This window comes from Pseudomonas syringae group sp. J309-1, from assembly GCF_032582135.1.
In the GTDB taxonomy this organism is placed as follows: domain Bacteria; phylum Pseudomonadota; class Gammaproteobacteria; order Pseudomonadales; family Pseudomonadaceae; genus Aquipseudomonas; species Aquipseudomonas quasicaspiana.
In genome coordinates this window covers 25,240-43,592 of the sequence record NZ_JAWHNU010000059.1, presented here as the reverse complement: position 1 = coordinate 43,592, position 18,353 = coordinate 25,240, and the positions used below count along the sequence as shown (strand labels likewise).

Here is an 18,353-nt window from a genome sequence, read left to right as displayed (position 1 = left end):
GGCTCCTGAGGGAATCGGGAGCACAGCATCCGGGATCAGTTATGCGCTTTGAATGTGGGGTTTATGGAGCGCTTACGCTTCAACGCCTGTTCGAACCTAAGTCCGAGCAAATAGCTGATGCGGAAACGCCGCAACTGGCCCTCTTCAATGAAGTAGAAAGCGTTGTCGGTCCTGTGATGAAGCCTCAGATTTAGAAGTCGTCGCACCAATCAAGTGCCGCGGCAAGCGCAAGCCTCCGCCCGCCGATCTGCCGCGCATCGAGATCGTCCACGAACTTCCCGAACAAGAGCTGAAATGCGTCTGCGGCTGCCGCAAACACACTGCACACTAGAACGGCTATCATTGACGATGCCGCTTGAAGATTAAGAAGCTTTGCCGCCGTGGAGTTGCGCTGCTTGTCCGATTGCTCCTAAACGCTTTGCTTGTACATGAATAGATGGTGTCCATAGAGCGCTTACAGTCCAAATCGCGTTAAAGTGTTTAATCATTTAATATATTTTTTACGACGTGATAAAAAAGGTCGCTCTATGACGTTGTACGTCGTCGCGGATACTAAAAGTATACAAGGAATGGTCAGCAAACATATTGTTAGCGCTAAGTCAATGCGCGGGTAAGCTGTTGGGTGCCACTGCAGTGCTGTTTTGGATGCAAAAATCAAAACAATAGGAAAGTGTAAAAGGTATATAGAAAAACTAAATTCGCCAATTTTAGTTACTGCAGTTGAGATAAAGCTTGGTATCATGTTTTTGGTGCCGACGTAACTTACAATAAACAGAGCGTACGCGGTACCCTCAACCATTGGATAGAAAATTTTCCACTGCGAATTGGAGTACCATCCGCCATGGCGGTTGAGAACGTAGAGCATAACTACGATTATCACTGTAGACGCTCCTAACAATACCGCAAGCGTTTTCTTTTTCTCTGAAATTGATCTTAAGAGTACCGCGGCACCCATTCCGAGCATGAATTGATCTATACGTCCGATTAGGTGGCTGTACGAAATGTCTCTTGGATTGGCACCGTGTCCTACCGCGATTGCGCGAAATATGACCGCAACTAGGATCACTCCCAATATAGTTTTAGCGGGAGATTTATTTAAAGATGTTAACAAGAAGGGAAAAATTAAGTAGAACTGAAACTCGACGGCTACTGCCCAAGACATCCCTGCAATGGCGTTGGTTTTCAACCCGGCTACATCTGCTAATGGTAAGATCGTAGTGATGAAATCTGAGGCGGAAAATTTCTCCGGTGACGCCGAAATGCTTAAAAGAATAACCAGAAGGTACAGTGGATATATCCTTAGAATTCTGTTAAAGATAAAGTTTGAGTAGCATATCTCTCTTCCATAAGTGCCGTGCGTAAATATAAAGCCGCTCAACACCATGAATAATGCAACCGCCGAGTGCCCCTCTATCAGTAAAGAGGTCAAGGGCGATGATGCAACGGGCCAAGGATCAGAACTAAACCATTTTCCACCGACCATCACTGATCCTATCAGTTGGATAGAATGGTATAGAACGATCCACAGCGCTGCCATTGCTCTGAGGTGATCAACCTGGGGGATATATTTAATATTCGTGCTGTGCAACTTAATAGTCCTGATTAAATTTAAATTACCGTATACGAGTGCGCAGCTTGATGTCTCGATACAGATATTGCACTACATGCGGTGGTTGTTGCAAATGATTACAGCTAAATTCATTTCAGCCACGGGAAGACTCCAGCTTGCTTTGTGATCGTGTTGCTGGAGTAAACCTGCAAGATACTATCGGCCCAAGGGGCGCGTTTCTAGGCGGCCAGGTAACATGGTTAAGACCGTGCCCATCAGTTTCACTGTGTAAAAGATGTGCGCGGTCCCAATCATTAATGCTGCAAGCGTCTAACTGACTCCCTAATCGACACCTTTCTAACCGATGCTTAGGGATGAAGGTAATTCGTCATCAACGCTCACAGTATCACGCCCGGTCAGGATATGAGCATCCCGTCTTGCGCATCCAACTCAACACCTTCGCTCTAATCTCCCGCCTCCACCAGGAGCTTGTAAGTAGCTCGGCATGCATTAGCCGTCTGATAAGCCCGTCTATTTGAAAGACCAATACTTATGCCCTACGTAACTACTGAAGACCGGTACAATTATACCCACAGCATGGGCGATCTCTGCTGAAAATTGGTGCACCTTGAAAAAGGGTAGGATGTAGTAAAACAGTACCCCACTAATAGCCAGGGTTTGGCAAATCGCTGCCACATTGACCAGAGCGAATATAGCGATGGAGCGACCTAGAGGTGCGCTACTGTTCTGGAAAACGAAAATTCTCGCAAGGCTAAAAGCCGTGGCCATTCCAATCAAGTATGCCAATACCACTGCTGTCATGAAGTCCAGCCAAAAATTTAAGGCAATTCTTGAGATAAAATTGACCAGCGCAGCAGTTCCACCAGTCAGAATGAAAGTAAGGAACTGCCTAGAAAAAAATACCTTCATCCTGATATTACATCCAACGCAAGTTTTCGCCCGAAATCTATACTTTCAGAAATGCCTCGATCTTCTGGATAGTAGTAAGATGTATCAGCTACCCAAAGCCCTCCTACGGGCAACCGAGCTTCAGGAATTCCACGTAAATAATGAGGTTGGCAGATAGGTTGCGCATAGCGATATCTACTCGCTTTGACGTCAATAAAGTCATCTTCGTTCAGCAAGGGGTTGATTTTAATCAAATATCTTTTTACTTTTGCAATGAATTGCTCGTCAGTTTCAAGATATTTTGGATGATCACCAGGCATATAAAAAGGGACATAGACAATATGGTCATCGAGAGGTCTGAGGTTGCTGTATTCGACTAGGCCAGGAATGTCCATCTCGGGATCATTTGTATTGAGCCAGAAATTTTCGGTTAATTGCTTTTTCAGTTTTACAATTATGCACACAACGGCGATATTTTTAAGCGAAGCAAACTTTTCGCGTTCTGGACTTGGCAAGTCTGGAATGATCTTATTAATAAACGGTAGTGGAACGGTGCTGACAACTCTGTCAAATGAATAGACTTCGCCTCCCGATTCTATGGCGACCACCTTGCCCCCAGATAGTTGAACTTTTTCTACTTTTGCATTCAGTTTTATTATCCCGCCATGCTCGGTGATGTATTGCGCCATCGCCTTAAGCAATGTTTCAGATCCGCCTTCAAGGTAGCCTAGCTTTTCCTTGAATAAGTTGTATCTCGATTTTCCTATTCTACGGATCCGGCTCCATATCCATGCCGCCGACAGGTCATCTTTATAGTCATAGAATTTATAATCAAACAGACGCCGCCACAAAACCTCATAAGCCTCTGCGCCTACCCATTTTTTTATCCAGGTAATCGCGTCAACCCCATCAAGCGGGCGCCAATCAGAACGTTTGGTACAGAGGAACGCGTGTAGACCGTATCGGAATTTCGCTACCATGCCAAGGCCGCGGAATTTGAGTAGGGCTACGGGATTACCCCAAGACTGCAACTCGTTGTTATACCAGTACCCCATTTTTGTTGGTACCCAGTTCATTTTGTCGCGAAGAGAGAGCTCGTCCAACACCTTTAAAAATCCCGAGTCAGAAATGCAGTGGAAGTGGTAATACCTTTCAATGCTCAGACCAGAGAAATCAAACGCAGCCGTCATCCCGCCGACTCGATCATCAGCTTCAAACACTACGGGCTGATAACCGTTTTTTACCAATTCATATGCTACCGCCAACCCCATAGGGCCAGCGCCAAGAACCGCAACTTTTTTATTCATGTTAAAATTCCAAAACTATCTTGCTATAAACCGGATGATTAAAGGTCTCATCAATAGCATCGCTGAAAGGCGTGTATTCAACGCCAAAAATCTTTGGCCAGTTGATAACCTCAAACTCATCTTTTGCGCTCAATGCTTCCAGTTGCTGAGTGGTGAAAGGTGGATTTTTATCAAATTTTTCCCACACCCACAATAGAGCATAAAAAAGTGAGTACGGAATGTGAATAATTTGCGTCTTGTAGCGATTTGTTTTTTTTATCTCTCGGATAATATCAACGTAGTCGACTTTTTCGTGTCCGGAGATATTGTAGATTTCATTGGCGACAGCGCCTTCTATGCAGCTGATTATTATATTGCAAAAATCTCCTACATATAGAGGTTGCCGCATGTACTTCCCATCACCAGGGATTGGAAAGACGGGCATTTTCTTCATGAATCGTGAGAGCCAGCCAAGATGCTTTCGATCGAACCACCCGAACATAAGTGTAGGTCTTAAGATTGGGCATTTAATACCGCTCTCAAGAACAATTCTTTCCTGTTCTTTCTTGCTGCGTGTGTAGAAATCATCGGACTTAGACTCTACTACGGAAGAACTGATGTGAATAAGTTTTGGAATATTATTCGTTTTTATCAGTTCCAGAATGATCTCAGTAGAGGTGACGTTATTTTTTTTGAACTCGTCGTAGAACAGCCCTCCGATCTGCGCCTGCAGCATTACTACGGTATGTGTTTCCTCAAAATGCTTGACCCAAGCTCCCTTGATAGACAAATCCGCAAACTCCACGGTGATTGTCGGTTGAGATTTTCTTAAGACTTCAAGGTTTTGAAGGTGTTTGTCAAGCACAACAATATTGGTATAGCCTTTGCCGATCAGTCGTGCTACTAGATTCTGCCCAACCAATCCAGCACCACCAGGAATAACTATTTTGTTATGTTTCATAAAAATCTCTGAAAACAATTGTTATTTGTCGCCAACCAAGATTTCAATCCAATAATCTGGATTGTCTGAATTATTATTCAGTTTCAAATCGAAGGTAGATGGCAAGTCAGGGTTGTCGAATTTTAATTTGACCCACGATTGCGCCAATGGCAGCGGAAGAGATTCACCACCTGTTACAGGTATGTTCATACTCAAGTTAGATGTCATTGCGCTGCTGCGATAAAGTATGAATTGGCCGCGCTTTAGATTCGCAATAAGCTGTTCGCCATTTTCAAGTCTTTTGTGTTTTAGGTTGCGTCCGAGAGATGCATCTGTGCCCGCTATTCTTGTTGCCACTTGAGACGCGTTGACAAGATGCTCCGTGTCGTCATCTATTTCTTTATGGTTTGAAAACGGTTCGTGCGGCGCAATTGCGAACAGTGAACAAATGTTGTTGCCTGCAACGATTTTAACGACACCGCCGAGTTTCTCGGTTTTGATGTATCCTTTAAACCCAGAATGAATCGCGTCAGTAGTTACTGCCGCTGCAACATCGGGTCTAGAGGCGCCACTTATAGCATAACCAATAATTACGTTTTGCTGATCAAGTAAAGTGATTTTTCTATTGAACCATTGGCCAGTGGTGTCATAGAGCCAACCTGTAATCCTCGAAAAACCCATTGAGTCAACAGACGAAGATTGATCGATATGGCCGAGACATGTTGAGGCTTGCGGGAATTCCACTTGCTTGCCAATCGACTTATGCATGTTTTTGATAAATGGGACGCTAAAGACTGATAAATTTTGTTCCGAAGGCACTTTGGCGATATCTAGTGCCCAAGCAGCTGAAGGGAAAATCACACCAATTTGAAGCTGGTCTTCGACACGAAGCTCCAATGCCAGCGCAGCCACTTCTTGATTGTAAACCTGATCATAGACAGGGTTTAGTGATTTCAGCTGCCCCGGAAGTAACATCAATAGAAAGGCAATACCCGCGGTATAGAAACCCGCTCTGAACGTTATCGTCAACCTCGACAACATTGGGATGGACAGCACAAAGAGTGCAGCCCAAGCCATAATTGCCGGTGTTGTGTACCTGCTGGCGTAAGCTGAGTCCAAACCGAAGATCAGTCGTCCTCCTGCGGTGCCAAAAGCTGAAGCGCCGACGTATAAGATAAACCCAACCAGCGCTAATGTTGACGCTCTATCATTTTTACCAGTGATTCCTGTGTAGAGAAAAAGCGTAGAGCACAATATCAGCACGGCGCCCATCAGCGCGGAAAATAGAAGGCTTTGACCTTCTGCGATGTAATGGAAAGGGCTTCCAATATAGATGAGTACATAATACAACAACCCGGAAGGGTTGTTTTTCAATGACTCGGCAATTGAACCGTGACCTACCACTGAATGATAGTTGGTAAAGTAAGTAGTTAAAGTTATGAAGGTTAGGGCCACCAGAACTATATTTCTTCGAAAGCCAAAGTTATTCATGATGCCGTAGACTACCATGATAGGTAGTATTGCTACGCCATTCGCCATTGTGCCTGCTGAAGCAACACCCAAGAAGCAGGCGATTGCAAATGGTTTTTTTTCTGACCGTTTCTCACTGGCTAAATAACATGCATACATCGACGCCAGTGGTATTAGCTGAGCCAGGAAAAACTGGCTCTGAAATCCCCAAGTAATGTTATTTTCCTGGCTCCAGAAAAATAACCACCCTGTCAACATAGCGAGTACGCTTATTCTGAAGGTTTTTGAGCTTTCACAGCCTATTCGTTTGTATGCCCAGTTGGAAAATATATAAGTTGCGAAAGTAATCAGGAGGAAGTTTACATATATTAAAAAGCCGCCCACTCCGTTGAACACTTTCAGGTCCAGCCAGAATAGCAAGTGTGACCAGAACACCCGATGTTCATTGTGCTGTGCCCAAAATGCACCCCACTGGCCCGATTCAACTTTGGTATAAAACTCCAAGTAGCCGTTCCACATATCCCAAATCGGCACAGTGGTATATTTTGCTATTGCTCCATAGGCCGCGAGTGTGACTATAAAAAGCGACAGTAGTACTAATAAGAGTACTAATAGTTTCTCAAATTTATTGTTTTTTTCAGCGATCACAAATTTATCCTTTTAAAAATAAAATTCGGAATCGTTTTAATAATTAACATGATCAGTCGCCAGATCGATGGCGTATAGATGACATTTTTCTTTTTTTCGATGCCTGCCACGATAGCCTTTGCTACCTCTTGTGGCTCTGCAAGCAAAAGTTTAGGCAGGGATAGGTGTTGGGTCATTGGCGTATTGACAAAGCCGGGTTTGATAACGCTTACGCTAACGCCTAACTTATACATTCTGGCTTGTAGGCCTTCGCTGAATACACTGACTGCGGCTTTTGCAGAACCGTAAAGATAATTTGACGGGCGTCCACGGTCTCCAGCAACTGACGAGATGACTGCCAAACTACCGTGTTTTTGAAGTTCTAAATGATTCGCGATGACGGTCATCAGGGCTATTGTCGACAGTCCATTAATATTAAATTCGTTAATCAACCTGTCAACGTTGGTTTGGCATTCTTGCTGGTCCGGCAACGTGCCGTGCGCGATCAGAGCGATATCAATCTGGCCAGTTGACTTTACGCACATGTCAAGCATCTGTTTATGAGACGCTACGTCGGTAACGTCCATGTTGAAGGTCTCTACTTTGCTACCTCGCGCTATCAGGTCATCTGCAGTCGCCTTAAGCTCGGCATCTTTTCGCGCCACAAGAAAGAAAGAGGCTGGTGTGATAGCCCATTCCCGAGCACATGATCGTGCGATGGCTGATGTTGCGCCTACGATTAATATTCTTTTCACAGTGTGACTCGCTTCCAAAACTTTGACTTGAGTATGGGGTCCCGCAGCCGCTCGACAATTTCCCAATTTGGGTAGTCTATTTTGAATTGGCTCGCGCTCATATGAGCATCCTTCGCGGGATAAAGCCTGCCGTTGCTTTCCGCTACAATTGAGTCAAGCGTATCAAATAGCGGTGCCAGATTCTTATGTTGAGGAAAGTCTAGCGCCAGTGACGTTCCTTTCATTGGGAAAGAAAGCAGCCCTGGTGACGCGATATCACCGCAGCGCTTTAGCACCGCTAAAAATGAACCTTCCCCGAAAGAGGAAATAACTTCCAACAATCGACGTATTACATACGGCGCGTCATCCTCGGGGATCACACATTGATACTGCTGGAAACCATTTGTACCGTAAGCCCGATTCCAGGAATTGATCGAGTCCAGAGGATAGAAAAAAGGATCATAAGAAGTCCTTATCGATTTTTGGGTCGTCGGATGACGTCGCCAGTACAGCTCGTTCATGCAATTTAAACTGAGCCTGTTCACTACTGAAAATGGGGGTGTTACTGGAATTGTTATCTTTCTTGAGGCGGCTATTTCCAGTGATCCATACTCTGCGTGATTGCCCACTATAAAAACGCCACGGCCCGTGCGATCTCCGGTTGCCAAGCAGTCGACCCATGCCACGCTATATTCGTTACAATGATCAAGCTCATTTGATAAACAAAAAAAGTCGTCAATGGAGTCAAATCGTTGGACGCACGTATTTATTTGGCTGGCTTTAATAGGGGAAAGCTGTATTTCGACCCATTCTATAATGCCTGACAAGCCTAGCCCTCCAACCGTTGCTGAAAAGTATTCAGCGTTCATGTTGGTGGAACAGATCATTCGTCCTTCGCGGCTTCGAATTAGCCCTAGGGTTTTCACATGCCTGCCGAATGTACCTTTGACATGATGATTCTTACCATGAACATCGTTAGCTACCGCGCCGCCTAGCGTGACAAATTTGGTGCCTGGGGTCACTGGCAAAAACCATCCTTTCGGAATGCAGATATCTAGAATCTGACCTAGTGTAATACCTGCTTCTGCTTTAATTACACCGGACGCCCAATCGGCTGATATCAAGCGATCAAGCGCTCGCGTGTATAGAACGTTGTCGCTGACGGCGAGGCAGCTGTCGCCATAGCTCCTTCCGTTGCCGAAGACCAACGTGTCTCCAAATGTATTAGCCAGTCGGATGCTCGTTGATTCGAGTTCTGCACGCCATTCGACACTGTGAAGGCGCTGATCACATGCTGGAAATCTTCCCCATGATCGTGCGGTCGCATTTTTCATGTTGCCACCCAGAAGACAAGACCGAACAGCACGCCGACAATGAGACTAATCTTGTCTTTCGCTGCAAAAACAACTGGATCCTCATGCATTTGCCCCCTGTGTGTGAGCATCCACATGCGGGTTATCCAATACAGAAGAATTGGACAGGCAAGCCATATAATTTGCGGATGTGAGTACAGCGAAGTGGTAGCGTTATCATGTATGTAAAGCGCCAATACCATGACGGAAAGGTAGCCAGCGGACCCACCTAGTGAAGAGATCATTTCAAGGTCAGCTGGGTAGTAGCCACGGCCTCTTGTTTTCTCTGTTTCTCCGCGTGCTCTAGCGTCATTAAGCTCGGCGTATCGCTTCACCAGAGCCAGGCTCAAGAACACAAACATCGAAAATGTCAGCAGCCAGAATGTCAGGCTTAAGCCCATGGCTGCGGCGCCGGCAATAATGCGTATTGTATACAGAAATGCTAACGTGATCACATCCACGGTCATTTGGCGTTTGAGGTACAAGGAGTACATAAGTGTAATTATGTAATAGATGACTAGGCTTATGATGAATTCGGGTGATAGCCAATAAATTGAGAGAATAAAAGAAATGAATAGTAACGTTGGAAATATAAACATTCCGTGTTTAATCGGTATCTTTCCCGAAGCAAATGCACGGTTCTTTTTCTTCGAGTGATGCCGGTCGTCTTGCAAGTCGAGTAGGTCGTTAAGTACATACACACTTGAAGCGCACAGTCCGAAACACAAAAATGCAATGCACGCTTGGGCGAGCATTGGAGTGTTCGTCAACTCGTGGCCCGCCAATAGCGGGACAAAAATAAGTATGTTTTTCAACCACTGATGGATACGAAGGCCTTTGAGGTAATCCTTGGGTGTGGATTCGTTGGTTGTTATTACCTCTGCAATATTTCCTGCTTCTGTTGCTTTTTTTAGCACATTGGAAGGGGCATTTACAACATACGCAGCGCTTGCTGCTTGCCAAACAACAATATCCTCGCTAGAGTTTCCCGCATAGTCAAAGCCCTTCTTCCCGTAACGAGCAATAAGTGCATCTCTTTTGCGGTGAGCGCTGAGGTTGGTTGTTTCATCTGACGCTATAACATCATCGAAAATATTTAGGTGGTTGGCAATTTCTTTGGCAAGAGATATATGCGTTGCCGTAGCCAAAACTATTGTATGGCCTGAGCGTTTGGCTGTCGCTATAAGTTCTAATACCTTTGCGTCGTAAGGCAAAACGGCGACATCAATATCTACCGCTTCGGCCAGATGCTTCTTAAGCATGGCTTTACCTTGGAAAAGCCAGATAAAAAGGCGGTAGAATTTTAGCGGATTGTTGCGCAAAAATAATATACAACACTCATACAGCATATCAGATTTCAGCAAAGTGCCATCAAGGTCAATCACAAGCGGTTTATGTTGCTCACTTTTCGAAATCATTTCTTCCCTGCTTTTATGGGCGTTTTGACAGATTGACTTTTGTGAATCCCTAACCTTGTCAAGAGCATGCGTCACAAAAAAGACGCCATTATATCCCTGTCAATTATTTTACGATAGGTGCGCTTTATCATGATCACCTCACACTACAGGAACGAAGCGTGAAGGACTCGCGTTGGTGACCTCGTGATTTGGCTCGTCTTCCCGGGTCTGGTTCTTAGGTAGGCCGACGACTTAGAGGATGGGGGTACCTTCTTCGGTTTGTGGTCCTGAGCGCTGGGTTGATTTTGCGCGCCGTTTCAGGCAGCAACCTTTGCTGATCGATCAGTCCTCTGGCGAGGATTTCAATGGGTAGTAGCGCGCGGGCACCACCTCGAGGGGAGAGCGGACCAAGAATGTTCGTCCGCTTTCGAGCAGTCGTTTCTCGACACCCATTGAGTTGAGGTCTTACCCAACCTGAATGAGCGCTCGCAGTCTTAGGCCGGTCGGCAGTGTTTTGAGGTCTAAACGTACTCTCGGGCATACGGGTTTATCTTACCTTAGCCTTAACCCTAACCCTATGTAAGAAGCCCTATTAGGGGCGCTTGTTTACAAGTGATTTGTTGCGTCCTATGCGCAACGTCTTGGAGAGAATATTTCGAAGTCTATTGTCGAAAAATCCCAACACACGCCGTCCTTTTTCTTCTGGTCTGCCGCTGAACGAAGTCACGTGAAAGTAGTTTGTGTTGTCTGGAGATTGTTTTGAGAAATAATAGTTAGAGACGCAGCAGCGGATAACATCTTCAATAATGGGGCTCACGGAGTGCCAGGAGTCTTTATTAGTCTCCATGACAACCAGTCGGTTGCATACCGAAGGAATGATATGGGGTTTTTTTACCTCAGTGTCCCACAGCTCAAAATTGCCGCCGTTTTTAAGCTCCCAATTTGGAGTGACGTAGTAGAGCAGATTAAGACGCCTGTAAAGGTTGCGGTCAGCGCCATGGCTGTTATCAATGTGTGGGTTTAAAAAGTCCCCTTTAAACATCATTGAAAGCCCCCCAGCGTACAAGCTTGGGTCTGGTTGGATATGTTCAAAACCTATCAGTTCAGCGACCTTTGATACGACATTCGGGTGTTGTACTGCATAGGTAATTGCCGCAAGAATCGTCGGTAGCTGCGACAAGTCGGTTAGTGTTTTCTTTTTCTCGCGAAACGATGCTCTATCGAAGAAACCTTCTGCGTTGCGCGGGAAGGCTTCATAGATAGCCCGCACGGTATCCGGAGGCAGTAGCTCGTCGACTACGAAATGGCGGGTCTTCGTCCCTTCGGGCGTCGTCCATTGCTGCTGTATCTCTTTTCGAAGGCTTTCCAGTCGACCTACGATGATTTCAGCAATTACCGCGATTTCCATTCCGTCTTCCTGTACCTATTGATAAATTTAAATGATGTCCGCAAGTGAACGTAGCGTCCGACTTGCCTGAGTCACAGGCTTGGCTGCTCCGTTTTTTTGACGATTCCTTCGCTTACTCGCTGGTTTACTGTGCTGGAGTTTGCTTCAAAACGGCGTAGTGACCAGTTGTCGATGGTAACCGGAGTGGAATGTAGATAGAAGCCTCTAAAAGGTGACTGGATTTCTCGACTGTCGATTCGACCCCTCATTTTTTGCTGAGTAGCGGTATCATTCGTCGTTATGATTGCCAGTTACGACTTTGAGTCCGCTATGAAATCGTCTTCCTATTTAATCACAGGCGCAAGCGGCTTCATCGGTCGCTCCCTTTTTGATCGTATCCAGTCCAAGGGGTTAGGTGTCCGCGGCACATCACGTCGCCCTGATAACGGCGCTGAAAACTGGATACAAGTCGCCAGTATTGATCGCAATACCAACTGGTCCGCCGCGCTAACCCATTGTGACGTGGTGATTCACACCGCAGGCAGAGCCCACGTCCTGCGCGAGGAAGAAGCGGATCCGCTTGAGCAGTTTCGCAAGGTCAACGTCGAAGGCACGTTGGCCTTGGCCCGTCAGGCAATGGAAGCGGGGGTTCGACGATTTGTATTCATCAGTTCCATTGGTGTCAACGGTCCTGAAACCCAACCTGGTCAACCTTTCACTGAGCTTTCCACTCCCCAGCCGCAGCAGGCTTATGCCCAGTCGAAGCTTGAAGCCGAACTGGCATTGCGGGATCTGGTGGCAGGTCAACCCATGGAATTGGTGATAGTCCGTCCGCCGCTGGTCTACGCGGGTCATGCGCCTGGCAACTTCGCCCGTCTGCTAGGACTTGTTGGCAAGAGGTTTCCGCTGCCCTTGGGCCGCGTTCGTAATGCCCGGAGCATGATCGCGTTGCAAAATCTGGTGGGGTTTCTTGAGCTTTGCCTTACGCATCCAGCGGCTGCCAATGAGACGTTCGTGATCGCCGATGGGCAGGATGTTTCGACGACTCAATTGGTTGAGTTTCTGGCGCAGGGCATGGGGCATCGCGCAAGGCGTCTTCCTGTTCCGGTCTCGGTGTTGCGCAGCGGTCTTGCTTTGCTTGGCCGTAAGGGGCTGGGCCAGCAACTGTGCGGTTCGTTGCAGGTAGACGCCAGTAAGGCGCGTAGCGTGTTGGGGTGGCAACCCGAGATTAGTGCGGCCGATGCATTGCGCGACAGTGCCAGGCAATGGTTGCAGTCCCGCTCCTGAGTACGAACCGTATAGAATGGCCGTTTTTCGAAGGATGTAGCCGCTTGATGGATTTGAGTTTCTGGTGGGTGCCTGCGATCGTTTTGTTATCGGCGGGGCTCACCTGGGTATTACGGCGTTACGCATTGGCACGTAGCCTCATGGACATTCCCAACGCGCGAAGCTCCCATAGTTTGCCCACGCCTCGGGGCGGGGGTGTCGCCATTGTCCTGAGTTTTTTATTAGCGCTGTTGGTGATGCAGTTTGAAACCCCCGGGGCCTGGCATGCGCCGCTTGCCCTGAGCGGTGCTGGCCTGGTCGTTGCGATTCTGGGTTTCCTCGATGACCACGGCCACATTGCGGCGCGCTGGCGGTTGCTTGGGCATTTCAGTGCCGCGATCTGGGGGCTTTACTGGTTAGGCGGCCTGCCGCCGTTCAGTCTGTTCGGTGCGACGTTCGACCTCGGTTGGATAGGGCATGTCCTGACGCTGTTCTATCTGGTCTGGATGCTCAACCTTTATAACTTCATGGATGGCATCGATGGCATCGCCAGTGTCGAGGCGATTTGCGTGTGCCTGGGTGCCTGTCTGATCTATGTTCTTTCAGGCCATGGGTCGTTGATCGTTTTACCGCTGTTGCTGGCTGCTGCCGTAGCAGGCTTTCTGTTCTGGAATTTCCCACCCGCTCGCATTTTCATGGGCGATGCCGGTAGCGGCTTTCTCGGCGTCATCATCGGGCTTCTTTCGCTGCAGGCCGCATGGGCTGAGCCGTCCTTGTTATGGAGCTGGCTGATTTTGCTGGGCGTATTTATCGTCGATGCAACTGCAACACTCATTCGCCGACTTGTACGCGGTGACAAGGTGTACGAGGCGCATCGCTCCCATGCTTATCAGTTTGCATCACGTCGTTTTGGTCGGCATTTGCCGGTTACCTTGGGAGTGATGGCTATCAACGTGTTCTGGCTGCTGCCGCTGGCCATGGCGACAGGCATCTGGGGATTTGATGGTGCAACCTTGCTGGTCATTGCATATGTACCGTTGTTGGCACTGGCTCTAGTGCTAGGGGCGGGCGGGCTTGAATCCAATGATGCCAACCGTCTGTAATAAAAATGCTACAAAGGTCGTTTTCAACTAAGCGCGGTCCAACGACAGTCCGTACAATAGCGTATGGATTAGTGTGGTTGAGGGATGAAAATGTCTTTGCGCTCGCGAATGCTCGGTCTTTCGCGCCAAAACAAACGAATGCTGCAGGTCGGTGCCGACGTCGCCATTATCTGGGCGGCACTCGCTCTAGCGTTTTTTGTGCGACTCGGGCTTGAGGTTGCTTTTTCGGCCCTCACCGCCCACTTGTGGCTTTTCATCGCAACGCCCTTACTGACCATTCCCATCTTCATCCGTTTTGGCATGTACCGAGCGGTGATGCGCTTTTTCGGCAATGATGCGCTCATTACCATATGCAAGGCGGTAACCCTTTCGGCGTTGCTGGTAGGCTTTTTTGTGTACTGGTACAGCGACCAGAAGATAATCGTCCCACGCTCCATCGTGTTCAATTACTGGTGGTTGAGCCTGGTGATGGTCGGCGGCTTGCGTCTGATCATGCGCCAGTACTTCATGGGCGACTGGTTCATGGCCGCCCAGCATGTGCCTTTTGCTTCACGCAATGATGGTCTGCCTAAAGTTGCGATCTATGGCGCGGGTTCAGCTGGCAATCAACTAGTCGCTGCGTTGCGTATGGGACGCGCTATGCGACCTGTGGCTTTCATCGACGACGACGACACGATCACCAAGCGTACCATTGCCGGATTGCAGGTTTATAAACCCAGGCATATTCAGCAGATGATCGACGCGACAGGCGCTGAAGAAGTACTCCTGGCCTTGCCATCAACCACACGAGTTCGGCGTCGAGAGATTCTCGAATATCTGGAAGGCTATGCGCTGCACGTACGCAGTGTTCCAGCCCTCGCGGATCTGGCCAGCGGCAGGGTAAAGGTCGATGACATCCAGGAGGTCGATATCGCTGACTTGCTCGGTCGCGATGCTGTGCCTGCGCAGGATGATCTGCTGGAGCACTGTATCACCGGCAAAGTCGTAATGGTCACGGGAGCCGGCGGTTCAATCGGCTCTGAGCTCTGTCGCCAGATCCTGATGCTCAAGCCCACCAAGCTTCTGCTGCTCGATCACAGCGAGTTCAATCTTTACAGCATTGTTGGGGAGTTGGACCAGCAGGTTCGGAGGAATTCGCTGGACGTTGAAGTATTGCCTATTCTCGGCTCGGTTCGTTACTTCGGCAAAATGGTCGATGTGATGAATACCTGGGGCGTGGACACGGTTTACCACGCTGCGGCTTATAAGCATGTCCCGATGGTTGAACACAACATTGCCGAAGGCGTGCTTAATAATGTCATGGGCACTTTGCATACGGCACAGGCTGCCTTGCAGGCCGGTGTCACCAACTTTGTTTTGATCTCTACCGACAAGGCTGTGCGTCCGACCAATGTAATGGGCAGTACCAAGCGGCTTGCAGAAATGGTTCTCCAGGCCCTCAGTCGTGAAGTTGCGCCGGTACTGTTTCGTGGCAGCAGCAATGTTTCTCAAGTCAACAAGACACGATTCACGATGGTGCGCTTCGGTAATGTGCTTGGCTCATCAGGTTCGGTCATTCCACTGTTTCACCAACAGATCAAGAGCGGTGGTCCGTTGACCGTGACGCACCCGGCTATCACCCGCTATTTCATGACTATTCCTGAAGCCGCTCAGTTGGTGATACAGGCAGGCTCCATGGGGCGGGGAGGGGAAGTCTTCGTGCTGGACATGGGCGCCCCGGTCAAGATCATTGAACTCGCCGAGCGAATGATCAATCTTTCCGGGCTCAGTATTCGATCCGAGCGCAACCCTCACGGTGACATCGCTATCGAGTTCACTGGATTGCGGCCGGGTGAGAAACTCTATGAAGAGTTGTTGATCGGCGATAACGTCGTCTCGACGCGCCACCCGATGATCATGAGTGCTCAGGAAGATTTCCTGCCCTGGAGCCAGCTCAAGGAGCAACTGGAGTTACTTCTCGATGCGGTTTCAAGAGACGACTATCCGGATGTGAGGCGTGTATTAGGCGACCTGGTTACTGGTTACGCCCCAGAGGGTGACATTGTTGACTGGAATTACCTTGAGACGCGTGCTGACCCCCAGTAAGACCGAGCGCGGGGGGGGAATACATGAGATCATGGATATACATGGCATTAGGCTACGTTTAGATCGCTTATCGAACCTCGGCTACAAACAGTCTGCCCTCAACATGAAATTTAACGACGCGGCTCTATAATTGATGGCGTTGTTCTATAGTTTTTGAGATAACTCGTAACGACTTCATCCTCGCCTGATGTTCTGCAGGTTGCGTAGATGACCCAGGATGCTGATCAAGGGGACTGAAGGGGACTATGGAAAAACTTAGAGCATTCCTGTTAGCGCTGCCTCGCCGTCAAAAACGAATCATTCAGGTAGCCACTGATATTGTCCTGGTGTGGGCTGCGTTGTGGATGGCATTTTTCGTGCGGCTTGGCGCCGACGATTTGATTAACCCTCTGCACTCACACACCTGGTTGTTTATCAGCGCCCCCATTGTCGCCATCCCGCTTTTCATTCGAATGGGCCTTTACCGGGCCGTCATGCGCTACTTCGGTAACGATGCCCTCATCGCTATCATCAAAGCGGTCAGCCTTTCTGCATTGATTCTAGGCTGCCTGGTTTATGTCTACAGCAATCACAAGCCGTTGGTACCACGGTCCATCATGTTCAACTACTGGTGGTTGAGCCTGGTCATGATCGGCGGCTTGCGTCTTGCCATGCGTCAGTACTTCCTTGGCGACTGGTTCGCAGCGTCGCAGCATGTACCCTTTAGCAATCGGGAGGATGGCATCCTCAAAGTTGCTATCTACGGTGCGGGTTCAGCGGGCAATCAATTAGTGGCGGCATTACGAATGGGACGCCTCATGCGTCCTGTTGCGTTTATCGATGATGACAGTTCCATCACTAACCGGATCATTTCCGGGCTTCAGGTTTACAAGCCTCAGCATATTCAGCGAATGATGGAAATGACCGGGGCTCAGGAAATCCTGCTGGCCATTCCCTCTTCGACGCGTGGGCGTCGGCGTGAGATTTTAGGATTTCTCGAAGGCTTCCCTCTCCACGTCCGAAGCGTTCCAGGGTTCATGGATCTGGCGGCGGGGCGAGTAAAAGTCGACGATCTTCAGGAAGTGGACATCGCTGACCTTCTGGGGCGTGACCCGGTGCCTGCTCAGGATCACTTGCTTGAGCGCTGCATCAAGCGGCAGACGGTTCTGGTCACTGGGGCCGGAGGATCGATTGGATCGGAACTGTGCCGCCAGATCGTGTTACTGGAACCCACTACTCTTATCCTGTTCGATCATAGCGAGTTTAATCTCTACACCATTTTTTCCGAGTTGGAGGCCTTTGTTCAAAGCAGGACCTTGCCGGTAAAGCTGCTGCCGATTCTTGGTTCAGTGCGCAGCCAGTCCAAGCTGTACGACACCCTTAAAACCTGGAACGTGACCACGGTTTACCATGCGGCTGCGTATAAACATGTGCCGATGGTTGAACACAATATCGCCGAAGGTGTGATCAACAATGTGCTGGGCACGGTTAATACGGCTCAAGCGTCCCTTCAAGCCGGGGTTGCCAACTTCGTGCTGATTTCGACTGACAAGGCTGTGCGTCCTACCAACGTCATGGGAGGAACAAAGCGACTTGCCGAAATGACCCTTCAAGCGTTAAGTCGAGAGCTATCACCGGTCATGTTTGGTGATACCTCGAATATTCATCAGGTCAACAAAACCCGTTTCATCATGGTCCGGTTTGGCAATGTGCTGGGCTCGTCCGGATCCGTTATCCCGTTATTCCACAAACAGATTAAGTCCGGCGGACCGCTTACGGTCACTCACCCCAAGATCACCCGGTACTTCATGACTATTCCTGAAGCCGCGCAGTTGGTCATCCAGGCCGGCTCGATGGGCATGGGCGGTGATGTATTTGTGCTGGACATGGGCGAGCCCGTCAAAATCGTCGACCTGGCGGAAAAGATGGTGCACCTGTCCGGGCTGAGCATTCGATCCGAGAAGAATCCGCAGGGCGATATTTCTATCGAGTTCACCGGGTTGCGCCCCGGAGAGAAACTTTACGAAGAGTTATTGATTGGCGATAACGTTGTCTCCACGCAGCATCCGATGATCATGAGTGCCAATGAAGATTATCTTTCATGGGAGAAGATGAAGGATTATCTGGACCAATTGCTCATTGCTGTTGCGGAAGATGACTATGCGCGGGTCAGGAAAATACTCATGGAGACCGTGAACGGGTATGCCCCTGACGGCGACATCGTGGATTGGAGTTATCAGCAGCGACACCGGAATCTTTGAAAGGGCAT

General features: G+C 48.6%; 13 protein-coding genes and 1 pseudogene. 5 read left to right on the top strand and 9 right to left on the bottom strand.

Annotated elements, in window-relative coordinates:
• Positions 1 to 71: 71 nt before the first annotated feature.
• Positions 72 to 319, top strand: a pseudogene (locus RX972_RS24310) (IS66 family transposase); the annotation flags it as partial.
• Between the two features lie 165 nt (positions 320 to 484).
• Here the strand turns inward: RX972_RS24310 and RX972_RS24305 are convergent.
• The 9 genes from RX972_RS24305 to RX972_RS24265 form a co-directional block, all read right to left on the bottom strand.
• Entirely contained in the window at positions 485 to 1,588 is a 1,104-nt protein-coding gene (locus tag RX972_RS24305; protein ID WP_316879295.1) for an acyltransferase, read from the bottom strand.
• A gap of 492 nt (positions 1,589 to 2,080) precedes the next feature.
• On the bottom strand, positions 2,081 to 2,479 hold the full coding sequence (locus RX972_RS24300; RefSeq protein ID WP_255877325.1) for a GtrA family protein: 399 nt from the start codon (positions 2,477 to 2,479) through the stop codon (positions 2,081 to 2,083).
• Positions 2,476 to 3,765, bottom strand: coding sequence for an NAD(P)/FAD-dependent oxidoreductase (locus RX972_RS24295; RefSeq protein ID WP_255877324.1), 1,290 nt, complete (start codon positions 3,763 to 3,765; stop codon positions 2,476 to 2,478). Before RX972_RS24295 ends, RX972_RS24300 begins: the two co-directional genes overlap by 4 nt.
• A 1-nt stretch (position 3,766) precedes the next feature.
• Entirely contained in the window at positions 3,767 to 4,705 is a 939-nt protein-coding gene (locus tag RX972_RS24290) for an NAD-dependent epimerase/dehydratase family protein (protein ID WP_255877323.1), read from the bottom strand.
• A gap of 21 nt (positions 4,706 to 4,726) precedes the next feature.
• Positions 4,727 to 6,802 (bottom strand): hypothetical protein, encoded by a 2,076-nt coding sequence (locus RX972_RS24285; protein WP_316879288.1) that lies wholly within the window; start codon positions 6,800 to 6,802, stop codon positions 4,727 to 4,729.
• Positions 6,799 to 7,536, bottom strand: coding sequence for an SDR family oxidoreductase (locus tag RX972_RS24280; RefSeq protein ID WP_255877321.1), 738 nt, complete (start codon positions 7,534 to 7,536; stop codon positions 6,799 to 6,801). The genes RX972_RS24285 and RX972_RS24280 overlap by 4 nt, the downstream gene beginning before the upstream one ends.
• On the bottom strand, positions 7,533 to 8,849 hold the full coding sequence (locus tag RX972_RS24275) for an FAD-binding oxidoreductase (protein WP_255877320.1): 1,317 nt from the start codon (positions 8,847 to 8,849) through the stop codon (positions 7,533 to 7,535). Before RX972_RS24275 ends, RX972_RS24280 begins: the two co-directional genes overlap by 4 nt.
• Positions 8,846 to 10,285, bottom strand: coding sequence for a UbiA family prenyltransferase (locus RX972_RS24270; RefSeq protein WP_316879284.1), 1,440 nt, complete (start codon positions 10,283 to 10,285; stop codon positions 8,846 to 8,848). The genes RX972_RS24275 and RX972_RS24270 overlap by 4 nt, the downstream gene beginning before the upstream one ends.
• Before the next feature lie 571 nt (positions 10,286 to 10,856).
• Positions 10,857 to 11,672, bottom strand: a complete 816-nt coding sequence (locus RX972_RS24265; RefSeq protein ID WP_316879282.1) for a 2OG-Fe(II) oxygenase — start codon at positions 11,670 to 11,672, stop codon at positions 10,857 to 10,859.
• 309 nt (positions 11,673 to 11,981) lie between these two features.
• Between RX972_RS24265 and RX972_RS24260 the strand changes: the two genes are divergently transcribed.
• The 4 genes from RX972_RS24260 to RX972_RS24245 all read left to right on the top strand — a co-directional run bounded on the left by RX972_RS24260 (position 11,982) and on the right by RX972_RS24245 (position 18,345).
• On the top strand, positions 11,982 to 12,938 hold the full coding sequence (locus tag RX972_RS24260) for an NAD-dependent epimerase/dehydratase family protein (protein ID WP_316879280.1): 957 nt from the start codon (positions 11,982 to 11,984) through the stop codon (positions 12,936 to 12,938).
• Between the two features lie 53 nt (positions 12,939 to 12,991).
• A complete protein-coding gene (locus RX972_RS24255; RefSeq protein ID WP_410478261.1) occupies positions 12,992 to 14,020 on the top strand; it encodes an MraY family glycosyltransferase in 1,029 nt (342 codons plus the stop codon).
• A gap of 84 nt (positions 14,021 to 14,104) precedes the next feature.
• Complete coding sequence (locus tag RX972_RS24250; RefSeq protein ID WP_410478259.1) at positions 14,105 to 16,105, top strand: polysaccharide biosynthesis protein; 2,001 nt, start codon at positions 14,105 to 14,107, stop codon at positions 16,103 to 16,105.
• A 245-nt stretch (positions 16,106 to 16,350) separates the two neighbouring features.
• Positions 16,351 to 18,345, top strand: a complete 1,995-nt coding sequence (locus tag RX972_RS24245) for a nucleoside-diphosphate sugar epimerase/dehydratase (protein WP_316879277.1) — start codon at positions 16,351 to 16,353, stop codon at positions 18,343 to 18,345.
• Positions 18,346 to 18,353 lie beyond the last annotated feature (8 nt).